The 14415-nt window shown below is 65.4% G+C and carries 14 protein-coding genes and 1 tRNA gene; 6 read left to right on the top strand and 9 right to left on the bottom strand.

From position 1 onward, the window contains the following. Window positions 1-135 precede the first annotated feature (135 nt). Window positions 136-221 (top strand) — tRNA-Leu (locus tag BMX57_RS19370). A gap of 186 nt (window positions 222-407) precedes the next feature. On the opposite strand, the gene mepK is transcribed toward BMX57_RS19370, so the two are convergent. Then, on the bottom strand, window positions 408-977 hold the full coding sequence (mepK, locus tag BMX57_RS19375) for a peptidoglycan L,D-endopeptidase MepK (RefSeq protein ID WP_092371311.1): 570 nt from the start codon (window positions 975-977) through the stop codon (window positions 408-410). Window positions 978-1337: 360 nt separating this feature from the next. Here mepK and BMX57_RS19380 point away from each other — a divergent pair, with 360 nt between their 5' ends. Genes BMX57_RS19380 through BMX57_RS19395 form a run of 4 tightly spaced genes read left to right on the top strand, consistent with a single transcriptional unit; the run spans window position 1338 to window position 5589 of the window. Continuing rightward, complete coding sequence (locus BMX57_RS19380; protein ID WP_092371314.1) at window positions 1338-2951, top strand: L,D-transpeptidase family protein; 1614 nt, start codon at window positions 1338-1340, stop codon at window positions 2949-2951. Between the two features lie 37 nt (window positions 2952-2988). After that, window positions 2989-4080, top strand: a complete 1092-nt coding sequence (gene lpxD / locus BMX57_RS19385) for a UDP-3-O-(3-hydroxymyristoyl)glucosamine N-acyltransferase (protein WP_092371317.1) — start codon at window positions 2989-2991, stop codon at window positions 4078-4080. Window positions 4081-4114: 34 nt separating this feature from the next. Beyond that, window positions 4115-4372: an acyl carrier protein gene (locus BMX57_RS19390; protein WP_092371320.1), complete on the top strand. Its 258-nt coding sequence runs from the start codon at window positions 4115-4117 to the stop codon at window positions 4370-4372. An 8-nt stretch (window positions 4373-4380) separates the two neighbouring features. Continuing rightward, the gene (locus BMX57_RS19395) at window positions 4381-5589 is read left to right on the top strand and encodes a beta-ketoacyl-[acyl-carrier-protein] synthase family protein (protein ID WP_092371323.1); all 1209 of its coding nucleotides are present in this window, start codon (window positions 4381-4383) and stop codon (window positions 5587-5589) included. Between the two features lie 71 nt (window positions 5590-5660). Here the strand turns inward: BMX57_RS19395 and BMX57_RS19400 are convergent, their stop codons facing one another. Beyond that, window positions 5661-6263: an invasion associated locus B family protein gene (locus tag BMX57_RS19400; protein ID WP_092371326.1), complete on the bottom strand. Its 603-nt coding sequence runs from the start codon at window positions 6261-6263 to the stop codon at window positions 5661-5663. A gap of 495 nt (window positions 6264-6758) precedes the next feature. Between BMX57_RS19400 and BMX57_RS19405 the strand changes: the two genes are divergently transcribed. Next, window positions 6759-8300, top strand: a complete 1542-nt coding sequence (locus BMX57_RS19405) for a helicase HerA-like domain-containing protein (protein WP_092371329.1) — start codon at window positions 6759-6761, stop codon at window positions 8298-8300. Between the two features lie 16 nt (window positions 8301-8316). Here the strand turns inward: BMX57_RS19405 and BMX57_RS19410 are convergent, their stop codons facing one another. The 7 genes from BMX57_RS19410 to BMX57_RS19440 form a co-directional block, all read right to left on the bottom strand. Further along, window positions 8317-8568, bottom strand: coding sequence for a hypothetical protein (locus BMX57_RS19410; protein WP_092371332.1), 252 nt, complete (start codon window positions 8566-8568; stop codon window positions 8317-8319). Between the two features lie 68 nt (window positions 8569-8636). After that, window positions 8637-9941: a branched-chain amino acid ABC transporter permease gene (locus BMX57_RS19415; RefSeq protein WP_092371335.1), complete on the bottom strand. Its 1305-nt coding sequence runs from the start codon at window positions 9939-9941 to the stop codon at window positions 8637-8639. After that, window positions 9938-10948: a branched-chain amino acid ABC transporter permease gene (locus BMX57_RS19420; protein ID WP_092371338.1), complete on the bottom strand. Its 1011-nt coding sequence runs from the start codon at window positions 10946-10948 to the stop codon at window positions 9938-9940. Before BMX57_RS19420 ends, BMX57_RS19415 begins: the two co-directional genes overlap by 4 nt. Beyond that, complete coding sequence (locus BMX57_RS19425; protein WP_092371341.1) at window positions 10948-11319, bottom strand: hypothetical protein; 372 nt, start codon at window positions 11317-11319, stop codon at window positions 10948-10950. Before BMX57_RS19425 ends, BMX57_RS19420 begins: the two co-directional genes overlap by 1 nt. 2 nt (window positions 11320-11321) lie before the next feature. Beyond that, complete coding sequence (locus BMX57_RS19430; protein WP_092371344.1) at window positions 11322-12146, bottom strand: ABC transporter ATP-binding protein; 825 nt, start codon at window positions 12144-12146, stop codon at window positions 11322-11324. Then, complete coding sequence (locus BMX57_RS19435; RefSeq protein WP_092371347.1) at window positions 12143-12931, bottom strand: ABC transporter ATP-binding protein; 789 nt, start codon at window positions 12929-12931, stop codon at window positions 12143-12145. The genes BMX57_RS19430 and BMX57_RS19435 overlap by 4 nt, the downstream gene beginning before the upstream one ends. A gap of 128 nt (window positions 12932-13059) precedes the next feature. Next, a complete protein-coding gene (locus BMX57_RS19440; RefSeq protein WP_092371350.1) occupies window positions 13060-14256 on the bottom strand; it encodes an ABC transporter substrate-binding protein in 1197 nt (398 codons plus the stop codon). Window positions 14257-14415 lie beyond the last annotated feature (159 nt).

The raw sequence follows: 14415 nt of genomic DNA on the forward strand, positions 1-14415 counted from the left end.
CGGTCGGGAAATCGCGGGGTCGCGCTGCAAAACCATGCCGCGGGCGCGGGGTCAACTGCAACCGGCGCAAGCGGCGCGCGGCGGCGCATTTTTGTCTCTGGACGTCGGCGCGCGGGGGCGATAATTCAGGGGCGTGCCCAAGTGGCGGAATGGTAGACGCAGGGGATTCAAAATCCCCCGCCTTTACGGGCGTGTCGGTTCGAGTCCGACCTTGGGCACCAACTTTCCGCATTTTCCAGGAACCGGCGCAGGCTCGGTTGCGTTCACAGGGTATGAAGGCGCGAACCGGATCCAGACGGGACATGCAGCCACGACAGGCGCACCGCAAATGCGGGCCGTCCGGTGAGCGCGCACAAAAAAGCCCCCGGCCGAGACGGGGGCTTTCGTTGCGCAGGGCCTGGGCAGGATCAGCCGCCCCAAGTGCGCACGTCGCCGCAATCCATGTGCACGAAGTTCGAGCGCGAATAACGGCCCACCCCGCCGGCGCGGACCGATTGGGCCGCGCGGGCCATCTGGCCGACCGAGCGCGAGCTCAGTCGCAGGTCGGCAGCCTGCCCCTTGATGTGCAGCGAGTTCTTGGCCACGCCACGCGAGCGGCTGCGCAGCATCGCGTTGGTCTGCGGGCTGCGATAGCCCGACAGCAGCATGTAGGGTTCGTTCACGTCCAGAAGGTTGTGCGCGGCGGCCATGATGTCCAACGCGCGCAGGTCGATTCCCTTGACCTGATCGGTGCGCCAGTCGCGCATGAAGTGATTGACCTCTTTGACGGCCTCCTTGATGTAGTCGCCGTCGATCCAATACACCATGTCGATCCGCTCGCCGGTGCGGCCGGAATACATCCGGATCCGGCGAATGTCGCCTCCACCGCGCAGGAAACCCGCGGCCTGAGAAAAGGTTGGTGCTGCTGAGATTGCTGTTGCTGCGAACGCACCAAGTAGTGCGCGCCGGGAAAGTCCCGTTGAGCCGCTTTCCGTCATGTTCTGCCGTGTCCCGTCCGTAGTCCTGCCTCTGACACGATGTTACGTGCCACTTGTTAACATCCATCCCCGAATGAGGGATGTATGCCATAGCCCGAATGTCGGGCCAAGGCGTGATCGGATATTGCCTGCGGAAGGCTGCGATTTCGGCGGGTTTTTGCGCATCGCGTGACGATCGGCGGTTTATTTGCATCATTGTTGCATTTTGGCCGCGACGGCGCCGCGTTGTGCCATTGCCTCAGTGCCGTCACGGTTCAGGCTGATAATGGTGTTGTGATTGGACAGGGCGGGCTGTATTCCTTGAGTATTTACAGACGCAAACCAAATTCGCCTTGAGAGATTCGACCAAAGGATTCCCGAATGATTCCGACTCCGCTGTGTCAACCCGCAAAACGCCTGTCGGCAATTCTCTGCGCGGCCGGGCTAGCCCTTGTCCTGGCGGGCCCCGCAGTTGCACAGGTGACCGCATTCAAGCAGTCCGTTGCGGTCGCGTCCTATGGCAACGACGAGATCGGCGCGTTCTACCGCGACCGGAACTATGCGCCGCTCTGGACCGGGCAGGGGCCCGAGCAGACCGCGCGGCGGGCCGCCCTGATCGAGGCGCTGTCCTCGGCGGACCTGCACGGCCTGCCGCAGGGTCGCTATGACGTCGATGCGCTGATGCGCCGGATGGCCGCTGCGCGCACCGCACGCGATCTGGGCGAGGTCGAGGTGGCGCTGAGCCGGGAATTCGTGCGCTTCGCCCGCGACATCCAGACCGGTTTGCTGACACCGGCCTCGGTGGATGGCGGCATCGTGCGCACCGTCGAGCGTCAATCGCCCGACACCTATCTGCGTGGTCTGGCGGAAGGCCCGGCCCGCGACTACATCCGCGGCCTGCCCCCGCGCTCGCAGCAGTATCGCACGCTGCTCAAGGAGAAGCTGCGCTTGGAGGCGCTGATCGCGACTGGCGGTTGGGGTGCAAAAGCGCCGGGCGGAAAATATGAACCCGGCGATGCGGGAACCGGCGTCGTGGCGCTGCGCGACCGGCTGATCCGGATGGGTTATCTGCAGCGCAGCGCCAGCCCGCGCTACGACTCGGCGATGGAATCGGCGGTGCGCGACTTTCAGGCCGCGCACGGGCTGGCCGAGGACGGCGTGGCCGGTTCCGGCACGCTGGAAGAGATCAACCGCCAGGCCGGGGACCGTTTGAAATCGGTCATCGTCGCGCTGGAGCGCGAGCGCTGGCTGCCGCGCGACCGCGGCGACCGGCATGTTCTGGTGAACCTGGCCGATTTCTCGTCGCGGATCGTGGATGACGGCCGGGTGACGTTCCGCACCCGCTCGGTCATTGGCAAGAACACCTCGGACCGGCGCAGCCCCGAATTCTCGGACGAGATGGAGCACATGGTCATCAACCCCAGCTGGTTCGTGCCGCGCTCGATCGCGACCAAGGAATACCTGCCTAAGCTGCGGGCCAATCCCAACGCAGTGTCGCACCTGGTGATTACCGACAGCCGCGGAAGGCGCGTGAATCGCGGGGCGGTCGACTTCTCGCAGTTCTCCGCGCGCAGTTTCCCGTTCTCAATGCGCCAGCCGCCCGGCCAGCGCAACGCCCTGGGGCTGGTCAAGTTCATGTTCCCGAACAAATACAACATCTACCTGCATGACACCCCGGAGAAAAACCTGTTTGCGTACGAGGTGCGGGCCTTCTCGCATGGCTGCATCCGCCTGGCCGAGCCGTTCGAGTTCGCCTATGCGCTGCTGTCTCGGCAGGAGGAGGACCCCAAGGCCTTCTTCCACCGCGTCCTGAACAGCGGGCAGGAGACCAGGGTGGATCTCGACGTTCACGTGCCCGTGCATATCGACTATCGCACCGCGGTGGCCGGCACGCGCGGCGAGGTGGAGTATCGCCGCGACGTCTATGGCCGGGATGGCCGGATCTGGTCGGCGCTCAGCGCGGCGGGGGTGGTCCTTCCCTCGGTTCAGGGGTAATCACTGGCCCCGATCGATCCGTCAGACGGGGGGCGCCATGACCTATACAGTTCAACAGATCGCCGATGCGCTCGGGGCCGAGGCTGCGGGCGATACCACGCTGCAGATCGACAGTGCAGCCGAGCCGGGCGACGCGGGCGCGTCCGACCTGGCGCTGGCGATGTCGCCGAAATACGCCGAGGCGTTGGGATCGGGCGCAGCGCGGGCAGCGATCCTGTGGCCCGACGCGGATTGGCAGGCGCTGGGGCTGAAAGCGGCGATCTTCGTGGCCCGGCCGCGCATGGCCATGTCCGGCGTCACGGCGATGCTGGACACCGGCCAGTGGGATCAGGCGGGCATCCACGCCGCGGCGGTGATCGATCCCTCGGCCGAGCTGGGCGAGGGCGTGTCCGTTGGCCCCTTCACGGTGATCGGCGCGCGGGCCCGCATCGGTGCGGGATCCGCCATCGGGCCGCATTGCACGATCGGCAAGGACGCGGTGCTGGGCCCTGATGCCCGGCTGCGCGAAATGGTCAGCATCGGTGCGCGCGCGACCATCGGCGCCCGGTTCATCGCCCAGCCGGGCGCGCGGATCGGGGCGGACGGGTTCAGCTTCGTCACGCCCGAGGTCTCGGGCGTCGAGAACGTGCGCCGGACGATGGGCGACCAGGCCGGCGCGCGGGCGCAGAGCTGGTTGCGCATTCATTCCCTTGGCGCGGTCACCATCGGCGACGATGTCGAGGTCGGCGCGAACGCGACCATCGACAACGGCACCATCCGCGACACGGCGATCGGTGACGGCAGCAAGCTCGACAACCTCGTGCATGTGGGCCACAACACCCGCGTCGGGCGCGATTGCCTGCTGTGCGGCCAGGTCGGCATCTCGGGCTCGGTCGAGATCGGCAACAACGTGGTCCTCGGCGGGCAGGTCGGCGTGGTCGACAACATCTATATCGGTGACGGGGCCATCGCGGCGGGCGGATCCAAGATCCTGTCCAACCTGCCGGCGGGCCGCGTGGTCATGGGATACCCGGCGGTCAGGATGGAAACCCATACCGAGATCTACAAGGCACAGCGCCGGCTGCCCCGGCTGGCCCGTGACGTCGAGACGCTGAAAAAGGCGGTTTCCAAACAGGGGTCGAGCGACTAAATCTCGCGCAGAACCAAAAGTGACGGGAACCGACATGAACATCAGCGACCGGGTTGTGGCGATCATTGCCGAACAGGCGATGCTGGACCCCTCTGACGTCACGCCGGACAGCACGCTCGAGGATCTGGGCATCGACAGCCTGGGGCTGGTCGAGAGCATCTTCGCCATCGAGGAGGAGTTCGACATCACGATCCCCTTCAACGCCAACGAGCCGAACGCGAGCGATTTCGACATCTCCAGCGTCCAGGCGATCATCGACGGGATCCACCAGCTGGTTTCGCAGAAGGCGTGAGACGCCAAATGAAACGCGTCGTCATCACCGGGGCCGGGACCATCAACGCCCTCGGCCATTCCGTACCCGCCACGCTCGAGGCGATGCGCGAGGGGCGTTGCGGAATCGGAGAGCTGGAATTTCGCGATGTCGACCGGCTTGCCATCCGGATCGGCGGCCAGGTGCGCGGCTTCGAGGCCGAGGGCCGGTTCAACCGCCAGCAGATGTCGCTCTATGACCGGTTCACCCAGTTCACGCTGACCGCCGCGAAAGAGGCGATTTCCCAGTCCGGCCTGCAGTTCCACGGCGACCTCGCCGCGCGCACCGGGGTGGTTCTGGGCACTGCCGGCGGCGGCGTCAGCACCTGGGACGACAATTACCGCTCGGTCTATGAGGATGGCAAGAACCGGGTGCATCCCTTTGTCGTGCCCAAGCTGATGAACAATGCCGCGGCCAGCCACGTGTCGATGGACCACAACCTCAAGGGGCCGAGCTTTACCGTTTCCACCGCCTGCGCCTCGTCCAATCACGCGATGGCGCTGGCCTTTCAGATGGTGCGCAGCGGCGCCGCGCCGGCGATGATCACCGGCGGATCGGAATCCATGCTGTGTTTCGGCGGCGTGAAGGCGTGGGAGGGGCTGCGCGTGATGTCGCGCGATGCCTGCCGCCCGTTCAGCGCAAATCGCAACGGCATGGTCCAGGGCGAGGGGGCCGGTATCTTCGTGTTCGAGGATTACGAGCACGCCCGCGCCCGGGGCGCCGAGATCCTGTGCGAGGTGGCGGGCTTTGCCATGACCTCCGATGCCGCCGACATCGTGATGCCCTCGAAACAGGGCGCATCCCGCGCCATGGCCGGGGCGTTGGCGGATGCCCGGATCGCGCCGGACGAGGTGGGATACATCAACGCTCACGGCACCGGCACCGCCGCGAACGACAAGACCGAATGCGCGGCGGTGGCCGATGTGTTCGGCCCGCATGCCGACAATTTGATGATCTCATCGACCAAATCGATGCACGGGCACCTTATCGGCGGCACCGGCGCGGTTGAACTGCTGGCCTGCATCATGGCCCTGCGCGACGGCGTGATCGCACCCACCATCGGTTACGAGGAACCCGATCCCGAGTGCGCGCTTGACGTGGTGCCCAACGAGGCGCGAGAGGCCAGGGTCGATGTCGCGCTGAGCAACGCCTTCGCCTTTGGCGGCCTGAACGCCGTCCTGGCCCTGCGCAGGATCTGACCCCGGCACGAAAAAACCGCCGGGCCATGATCGGCCCGGCGGTTCGTCTGAGCATTTCCGCGGGTGCGGGGTCAGTTCTCGACCACGTCCACCGCGTCGAAGGCCGCGGTGAAGCCCGACAGCGACAACGCCAGGTCGATCTTCTGATCCGGGGCCGGGGCGGGGACCAGCGACACGGTCGCCTGCTTGCCGCGCTTCATCGCGTCGATATCCGCCTGGGTCAGGCCGATCTGGGCGATGCAGCCGACCGGGTTGCAGAAGGAATAGTTGTAGCGCTTGCCCGGCGCACCGTCGATCGAGATGGTCAACTGCGCTGTCAGCAGCGTCTCGAGCGGCACGATCACCGTGGCGCCGGCCACGGCCGGACCGGAGTTCTTGAGCCGGAACATCGACACCTCGGCGATCGGGTTGCCATCGTCGCCGTTCAGGATCTGCAGCATCGAGCAGGGGTCGGTCTCTCCCTCTGTCTTGACGCAGGCCAGGGTCCAGTCGTCGAACTCCTCCTTGGCGTAGCGGCTGCCCAGCTGCGGCGTGTCCGTGGCCGGCTGGCCGAGGTCGAGCGTGGGCGTTTGCGCGCCTTCGGTCGCGCCTTCGTCGCTGCTGTCCTGCGCGGCGACACCGCCGCCCAGGACCATCAGGCCAATGGCGCAAGCGGGGAACAGGTTCTTGATCATCAATGCCTCATCGAATTGATTTGTCGTTGCACGCCCCTCTAGCACGGCTGATGCCGGGTGTCAGGGCCAATCGCGGCACGAATTTCGTCGGGCAAGCTGTCGCACCGGGCGGATCCGGCCCGGCGCCGAGGCATCAAGCCCCTGATGGGAAATAAAAAAGGAGGCCGCGACCCGGGCCTCCTTCTCGATTTTGTCACTCCCCGTCGGACTGGCCGACTTAGTTATGTGCAAACGTTACGAAAGGGGAGGCATCCGGTCAACAGGAAACAGGATTATTTTTTCAACCCCGGGGGGTTACGTCCCTGTGTCGCCCAGACCGCGCCCCTCGTCGGGTGGAAAAAGCGCCGTGCCCGAGGGCACGGCCAGTCTGACAGGGAGGAAGTTGCCCCGACCCGTTGCGCAAGCGCGTGGGGCCGGGACAGAAACCACTATCGCAGGCAAAGGTTAACTTTGTATGGTCGGGGAAACACGGTGCAGGCGAGGGGTGCAAGTCTAATGGACGGCAAGGTTTTTCTGGGCGGCGGTGGCGGGGATTATGGGCAGAAGCAGGGCCTGGCCCTGAAATACGCGAACCGCCACGGCCTGATCGCCGGGGCGACCGGCACGGGCAAGACCGTGACGCTGCAGATCCTGGCCGAGGGATTTTCCCGGGCGGGGGTTCCCGTCTTCCTCTCCGACGTCAAGGGCGACCTGTCGGGCCTGGCCAAACCCGGCAGCCCGGATCACAAGCTTCACGGCGCCTTCACCGAGCGGGCCGCGCGGATCGGGTTCGACGATTATTCCTACGGCGCCTGCCCGGTGACCTTCTGGGATCTGCTGGGCGAGCAGGGCCACCCGGTGCGGACCACCGTTGCCGAGATGGGGCCGCTCCTGCTGGCCCGTCTGCTGGAGCTGAGCGACGCGCAGGAGGGGATCCTGAACATCGCCTTCCGCCTGGCCGACGAGGAAGGTCTGCCGCTGCTGGATCTCAAGGACCTGCAGGCGCTTCTGGTCTGGATCGGCGAGAACCGGGCCAGGCTGGGCCTGCGTTATGGCAATATCTCGGTCGCCTCGGTCGGTGCGATCCAGCGGCGTCTGCTGGTGCTGGAGAACCAGGGCGGCAACAGGCTGTTCGGCGAACCGGCGCTGGAGCTTTCGGACATCATGCGGCTGGACGCGCAGGGCCGGGGCCGGGTCAACATCCTGGCGGCCGACAAGCTGATGGCCGCCCCCCGGCTCTATGCCACCTTCCTGCTGTGGCTGCTCAGCGAGCTGTTCGAGGATCTGCCCGAGGTCGGCGACCCCGACAAGCCGAAACTGGTGTTCTTCTTCGACGAGGCACATCTGCTGTTCGAGGATGCGCCCAAGGCGCTGGTCGACAAGGTGGAACAGGTGGCGCGGCTGATCCGGTCCAAGGGGGTCGGCGTCTATTTCATCTCGCAGAACCCGGCCGACGTGCCCGAGGACATCCTGGGCCAGTTGGGCAACCGCATCCAGCACGCCCTCCGCGCCTTTACCGCGCGGGACCGCAAGAACCTCAGGATGGCGGCCGAGACCTATCGCGAGAACCCGCGCTTCGACACCGAGGAGGCGATCCGCGAGGTCGGCGTGGGCGAGGCGGTGACCTCGATGCTGCAGAAGAAGGGCGTCCCCGGCATCGTCGAGCGCACCCTGATCCGCCCGCCCGGCTCGCAGCTGGGGCCGATCACTGCGGAGGAACGTCGGCAGATGCTGGCCGCATCGGACATGGCGCGGAAATATGACACGGCCCTCGACCGTAAATCGGCGTTCGAGATGCTGGCCAAACGCGCCGAGCAGGCGGCGAAGGCGGCCGAGCAGGCGGAAGCGGCGGAAGAGGAAATGGACGCTGCGCACCGGGAATACTCGGCCGGCCGGCGCTACAGCGGAAAGCGGGTCCCGCGCTCCTCGACCCGCAGCCCCCGCCGCGGCGACAGTTTCGGCAGCGTGCTGACCGATGTGGTGGTCAAGGAGCTCAAGGGCACCACAGGGCGCCGCATCGTGCGCGGCATCCTGGGCAGCCTTTTCAAGGGGCGCTAAGCCCCGCCCCGATGCGTCAGCTTGCCTGCATCCGGCGATAGCCCTCGTCGACGCAGATCTTGTCGGCTTCCTGGATCGACATGCCGGCCGGCGCCGCGATCGCGCGATCCCAGACCACTGTCTGATCGGTGTAGAGCTGGCAGGTCACCGCTCCCTTCGGCGTGTCGATCCGGACCGGGTCGGTTTCGAAATTCCGCGGATCCGGGCTGCAGGCCGCAAGCAATCCGGCGGCCGTGATGGCGGTGGCGGTTTTGGCAAGAAGGCGCATGTGGCTGTCCGTTTTTCTCGTTCAATCAAGGCAAGTGACGTGGTGCCGGCGGAGCGATCCGCCGACGCTCATTTCTCGGGGATCAGGCCGCGCGGGCTGAAGCGCAGCACCAGCAGCAGGATGACCCCCATCGTCAGCAGGCGCATATGCGCGGCGCTGTCCAGCAGGTGGGACTTGAGCGCGCTGCCTTCGGCCATACCCGACGTCACCAGCTGCATCAGCGCCAGCCCCATCGGTTCGACCTGGACCCACAGGAACCAGATCAGCATCCCCCCCAGCACCGCGCCGAAATTGTTGCCCGATCCGCCGACGATGACCATCACCCAGACCAGAAAGGTAAAGCGCAGCGGCTGGTAGGTGCCGGGCGTCAGCTGACCGTCCAGCGTGGTCATCATCGCGCCCGCGATGCCGCACACGGCCGAGCCCAGAACGAAGATATGCAGATGACGGCGGGTGACGTCCTTGCCCATCGCCTCGGCCGCCACCTCGTTGTCGCGGATGGCGCGCATCATCCGGCCCCAGGGGCTCTTCAGGGCCATCTGCGCCATCCACAGCAGGATCACCAGCACCACCAGGAACATCAGCGCATATTCCAGCTTCACGTAGAGGGTCGAGGCGGTGACCGGATCGATGCCCAGACCGGAGGCCCTGTCGACAAAGCCGGGATCGTTCTGAAGGTCGATCTCGTAGGGGACCGGGCGCGGCAGGCCGATCACGTTCTTCACGCCACGCGCCAGCCAGTCCTCGTTCTTCATCACCGCGATGATGATCTCGGCGATGCCCAGCGTGGCGATCGCCAGGTAATCCGAGCGCAGCCCCAGCGCGGTCTTGCCGATGAGCCACGCGCCGCCGGCGGCAAGCACACCGCCCACCGGCCAGGCCAGCACCACCGGCAGGCCCAGCCCGCCGAGATAGCCGCTGACCGCGGGGTTGACCGCCTCGACCGCCTCGACGCCCGGATCGAACACCGCGCGGAACAGGAAGAACCCGGCAACCAGCACGCCGAGGATCGCCAGGCTGCGGGTCGCGCCCTTGGGCAACCGGCTGGCCACCAGGGCCGCGGCCACGATCGTCGCGGCCCCCAGCGCCAGGCCCAGTACCACGCCGGCACCGCCCTGGCTCCAGGCCTCGGGAACGGGCGGCATCGACACCAGCACGGTGGCCAGCCCGCCCAGCGCGACGAAGCCCATAACACCCACGTTGAACAGCCCGGCAAACCCCCATTGCAGATTTACGCCGATGGCCATGATCGCCGAGATCAGCCCCATGTTCAGGATCTGCAGGGCCGAGTTCCAGCTCTGCATGTAGCCGGTCAGCAGGATCAGCGCGCCCACCAGCGCGAAGAGGCCGAGTTTCTTCATCTGTTCACTCATACCGCTTTCCCCCTGAACAGCCCGGTGGGTTTGAACAGCAGCACGATCAGCAGGATCACGAAACTGACCGCGAACTTGTAATCGGTGCTCAGCAGCTGCACGAGCCCGTCCGGCTCAAGGCTCTCGGGCACCAGATAGCCCAGCACCTTTTTCCAGGCATAGGTGATCGTCACCTCGGAGAAGGCGATCACAAAACCTCCGGCGATGGCGCCCAGCGGGCTGCCCAGCCCGCCGACGATGGCCGAGGCGAAGATCGGCAGCAGCAGCTGGAAATAGACGAAGGGCTTGAAGCTCTTGTCGAGCCCGTAGAGCACCCCCGCCGTCGTGGCCAGCGCCGCGACGATCAGCCAGGTGATCATCACCACCCGCTCGGGGTTGATGCCCGACAAAAGCGCCAGATCCTCGTTGTCGGAATAGGCCCGCATCGACTTGCCGGTGCGGGTCTTGCCAAGAAACCAGAACAGCAGCGCCACGCAGATCACCGCGACCACCACCGTGATGCCCTGGCTGGTCTTGATCGCCAGCCCCTCGTCCAGCCCCGACCAGGTCTTGAAGTCGCGCGCCGAGATGATGAACCGCTCGCCATCGGCAAAGCGCTGGTCGCCGGGGCCGATGATGAAGCGCACCAGCCCGTTGAGGATGAACATCACGCCCATGGACACGATCACCAGGATCACCGGCTTGGCCTTTTGCGCGCGGTAGAAGCGATAGACCAGCCGGTCGGTGACCAGCACCAGCGCCATGCAGCCCATGATCGCGAGGGGCAGGGTCAGCAAGGCGGTGGGCAGCGGGCCGAAACCGATGCCCATGGCCTGGAACCACCAGGTCAGCAGCACCGCGATCATCGCCCCGAAGGCCATGGTGTCGCCGTGCGCGAAGTTGGAGAAGCGCAGGATCCCGTAGATCAGCGTCACCCCCAGCGCGCCAAGCGCCAGCTGGCTGCCATAGGCGATGGCCGGGATCAGGACGAAGTTGGAGAGCGCCACGACGGCGTTGAGGAGATCCATCAATCCGCTACCTCGCAATGGCCAAGGCTGGTGAGGCTGACGCCCTGATCGACGAATGTGTGCGTCGAATAGGCAAACATGCCGTCGGAGAACAAGCTAAAGGCGTATGCTGTTGGTTTTTCGCGGTTTAATCCATGCGCGGACATCAAGTCGGTCGAGGCCTCCATAACTTTCAGGATTGGTACGGACTCTCCCCCAAGATCAAGCCTAAGCTCGTTATCAGGCAGCGTTTCGAACTCGAATTCCATTGGTGTAGGCTTGCAGGGCGCGGTGTTCACACACGTATAGTCCATGACGCATTTTGTGACCTCCCCGGCCAACCCCATTCCGCCCGACAGAAGAATGGGCACACAAGTGATGATCGTCTTCACAGTTACCCTCCCAAAAACGACTTGCGCACTTCGGGATCGGCCAGCAGTTCCTTGCCCGTTCCGGAATAGGCGTTGCGGCCCTGGACCAGCACGTATCCGGTGTCGGCGATCTCCAGCGCCTGCTTGGCGTTCTGTTCCACCATCAGGATCGGCAGACCGGTGCGGGCGACCTCGATGATGCGGTCGAAAAGCTCGTCCATCACGATGGGCGAGACGCCGGCGGTGGGTTCGTCAAGCATCAGCACCTTGGGCTGGGTCATCAGCGCGCGGCCCACGGCGACCTGCTGGCGCTGGCCGCCAGACAGCTCGCCGGCGGCCTGGTGGCGCTTGTCGCGCAGGATCGGGAACAGGTCGAAGACCTGCTCCATCGTGCCCCGGATGTCGTCGCGCCGGATAAAGGCGCCCATCTCCAGGTTCTCCTGCACCGTCATCGAGGTGAAGATGTTGCTGGTCTGCGGCACGAAACCCATGCCCTTGACCACCCGGTCCTGCGGGCTGAGCCCGGTGATGTCCTCGCCGTCCAGCCGCACCGAACCCTGGCGCATGTCCAGCATCCCGAACACCGCCTTCATCGCGGTGGATTTGCCGGCGCCGTTCGGGCCGACGATCACCGCGATCTCGCCGGGATCCACGGCGATGGTGCAGTCATGCAGGATGTCCGGCCCCTTGCCGTAGCCCGCCGTCATGCTGTCGCCGATCAGGAAGGCGTTGGCGGTCGACATCGGGTGCCTGGTGCCCGGCGAGGGCTGCAACGTGCCCGTGCCCTTGGGGTTGGTGATCGAATGATCCCTGTTGCCGCGCCCTTCCTGGTAGGGATTGCCGCTCATGCCCCGGCCTCCAGCTTGTCCTTGTTCTTGAGCCCGGTGCCCAGATAAGCCTCGATCACCTGCTCGTTGGCCTTGATCTCGTCCAGCGTGCCCTGGGCCAGAACCTTGCCCTCGGCCATGCAGATCACCGGATCACACAGCCGGTCTATGAACTCCATGTCATGCTCGATCACCACGAAGGTATAGCCGCGTTCCTCGTTCAACCGCTTGATCGCATCGGCGATGGTGTAGAGCAGGGTGCGGTTCACCCCGGCGCCGACCTCGTCCAGGAACACGATCTTGGCGTCGACCATCATGGTCCGGCCCAGCTCCAGCAGCTTCTTCTGCCCGCCCGAGACCTGGCCCGCCTTGAGGTCGGCGATCTGCTCGATTGTGAGGAACTCCATCACCTCGTCGGCCTTGGCCCTGAGCGCGCGTTCCTCGTCGGCGATCCGGCGGCGCCCGAACCAGGTGTTCCACAGCGTCTCGCCGGATTGCCCGCCCGGCACCATCATCAGGTTCTCGCGGCAGGTCATCGAGCCGAATTCATGCGCGATCTGGAAGGTGCGCAGCAGCCCCTTGTGGAACAGTGTGTGCGGCGGCAGGCCGGTGATGTCCTCGCCATCCATCGTCACGCGCCCGGAGGTAGGGTCAAGAACCCCGGCGATCACATTGAAAAGAGTGGTTTTTCCAGCGCCGTTCGGTCCGATCAGCCCGGTGATAGTCCCCTCGGCGATCTCAAGCGAAGCGCCATCCACGGCGTGGAACCCGCCGAAATGCTTGTGCAGGTCGTCAACGACGATCATGTCTCCCCCAGAAGGCCGTCGCCGGTGGCGCGGCCTTTCTTTGTTTGCCCCGGAAAGCTGCGGCCTTTTGTCATCAAAACAGCCCGGACACAAGGTCCGGGCTGAATTGCATCACGTCGTGGCGCCGATCAGCGGTACTTGACCGTGGTGATCTTGCCATCCTTGATCTCGTACTGGCGGTAGTTGCCGGCACTTTCGCCGCCACCGATCAGCTCGACCGCGGTGGCCCCGACATAGTCAACCTCGCCGCCATCCTTGAGGATCTGCAGCGCCTTGCCCAGTTCGCCGGGATAGATCTTCTCGCCGGGCTCGTTGGCGACATCCATCACCTTGTCCTTGTAGTCGGCCGGATCCTTGGAATCGGCGGCCTGCATGGCCAGCATGATCAGCGCCGCGGCGTCATAGGATTCACCCACGAAGGACGAGGTTCCGTCAAAGCCGTGCTCTTCGCCCATCTTCTTGATGGCGTCGGCGCCGGGGCTGTCGGTGCCCGGAACCTGGCCGGTGGAGCCGTCGATGTCGCTGCCGAAATCATCTTCCAGCTTGGCGCCATACATCCCGTCGGGGAAGTGGAAGCTGTCGAAGGCGCCGCTGTCCAGGGACGCCCGGATGATGCCGGACCCGCCCTGATCGACATAGCCCGCGATGACCAGCCGGTCGCCACCGGCCGCGGCCAGCGCGCCAACCTCGGCCGAGTAGTCGGCCTTGCCGTCCTCATGCGCCGCCGAGATGGTGACGGTGCCGCCGGCCTCCTCGAAGGCCGACTGGAAGCTGTCGGCCAGGCCCTTGCCGTAGTCGTTGTTGGTATAGGTCAGCGCGACCTCTTCGATGCCCATCTCCATCAGCACGTCGGTCATCACCACGCCCTGGCGGGCATCCGACGGGGCGGTGCGGAAGAACAGGCCGTTATCCTCGGCATCGGACAGACCCGGCGAGGTCGCCGAGGGCGAGATCATCACGACGCCGTTGGGCAGCGCCACATTGGCCAGGATCGCGCCGGTCACGCCCGAGCAGTCGGCGCCGACGATGCCGTTCACCCCGTCCGAGGTGATCAGGCGTTCCGCGGCGGCTGTGGCGGCACCGGAATCGATGCAGGTGGAGTCCGCGCGCACCGGCGTCACCTTGGCCGCGTCCAGCAGCATGCCGCTGTCGGTGACTTCCTTCATCGCCAGCTCGGCGCCGTCCGCCATATGCGGGGTCAGCGATTCGATCGGGCCGGTAAAGCCCATGATGATCCCCAGCTTGACTTCCTTGCCGTGGCCGCCCGCGCTGGCGGCGCCCGCGACCAATGCCGTGGCCGCAGTGGCCAAAAGCAGTTTCTTCATATCATTACTCCCTTATTGGAACGCGATCGTTCTGCCGCGAGCCTATGCAAGCCGATGAAAAAAGAAGGCGATTGTATATTTGACAAACCCGTAGCCTAAGCGTTTCGGTGCCGCCTTAGACCATCAAGTGCAAGCTGGTTTAGATCGACGCCATAGTCG

It is taken from the genome of Cribrihabitans marinus (genome assembly GCF_900109035.1).
In the GTDB taxonomy this organism is placed as follows: domain Bacteria; phylum Pseudomonadota; class Alphaproteobacteria; order Rhodobacterales; family Rhodobacteraceae; genus Cribrihabitans; species Cribrihabitans marinus.

Bases quoted from the DNA above. Each gene is read 5' to 3' on its own strand.
- mepK (WP_092371311.1), bottom strand. From the start codon at position 977: ATGACGGAAAGCGGCTCAACGGGACTTTCCCGGCGCGCACTACTTGGT.
- BMX57_RS19420 (WP_092371338.1), bottom strand. From the start codon at position 10,948: ATGGATCTCCTCAACGCCGTCGTGGCGCTCTCCAACTTCGTCCTGATC.
- lpxD (WP_092371317.1), top strand. From the start codon at position 2,989: ATGACCTATACAGTTCAACAGATCGCCGATGCGCTCGGGGCCGAGGCT.
- BMX57_RS19380 (WP_092371314.1), top strand. From the start codon at position 1,338: ATGATTCCGACTCCGCTGTGTCAACCCGCAAAACGCCTGTCGGCAATT.
- BMX57_RS19415 (WP_092371335.1), bottom strand. From the start codon at position 9,941: ATGAGTGAACAGATGAAGAAACTCGGCCTCTTCGCGCTGGTGGGCGCG.
- BMX57_RS19395 (WP_092371323.1), top strand. From the start codon at position 4,381: ATGAAACGCGTCGTCATCACCGGGGCCGGGACCATCAACGCCCTCGGC.
- BMX57_RS19440 (WP_092371350.1), bottom strand. From the start codon at position 14,256: ATGAAGAAACTGCTTTTGGCCACTGCGGCCACGGCATTGGTCGCGGGC.
- BMX57_RS19435 (WP_092371347.1), bottom strand. From the start codon at position 12,931: ATGATCGTCGTTGACGACCTGCACAAGCATTTCGGCGGGTTCCACGCC.
- BMX57_RS19405 (WP_092371329.1), top strand. From the start codon at position 6,759: ATGGACGGCAAGGTTTTTCTGGGCGGCGGTGGCGGGGATTATGGGCAG.
- BMX57_RS19410 (WP_092371332.1), bottom strand. From the start codon at position 8,568: ATGCGCCTTCTTGCCAAAACCGCCACCGCCATCACGGCCGCCGGATTG.
- BMX57_RS19430 (WP_092371344.1), bottom strand. From the start codon at position 12,146: ATGAGCGGCAATCCCTACCAGGAAGGGCGCGGCAACAGGGATCATTCG.
- BMX57_RS19390 (WP_092371320.1), top strand. From the start codon at position 4,115: ATGAACATCAGCGACCGGGTTGTGGCGATCATTGCCGAACAGGCGATG.
- BMX57_RS19400 (WP_092371326.1), bottom strand. From the start codon at position 6,263: ATGATCAAGAACCTGTTCCCCGCTTGCGCCATTGGCCTGATGGTCCTG.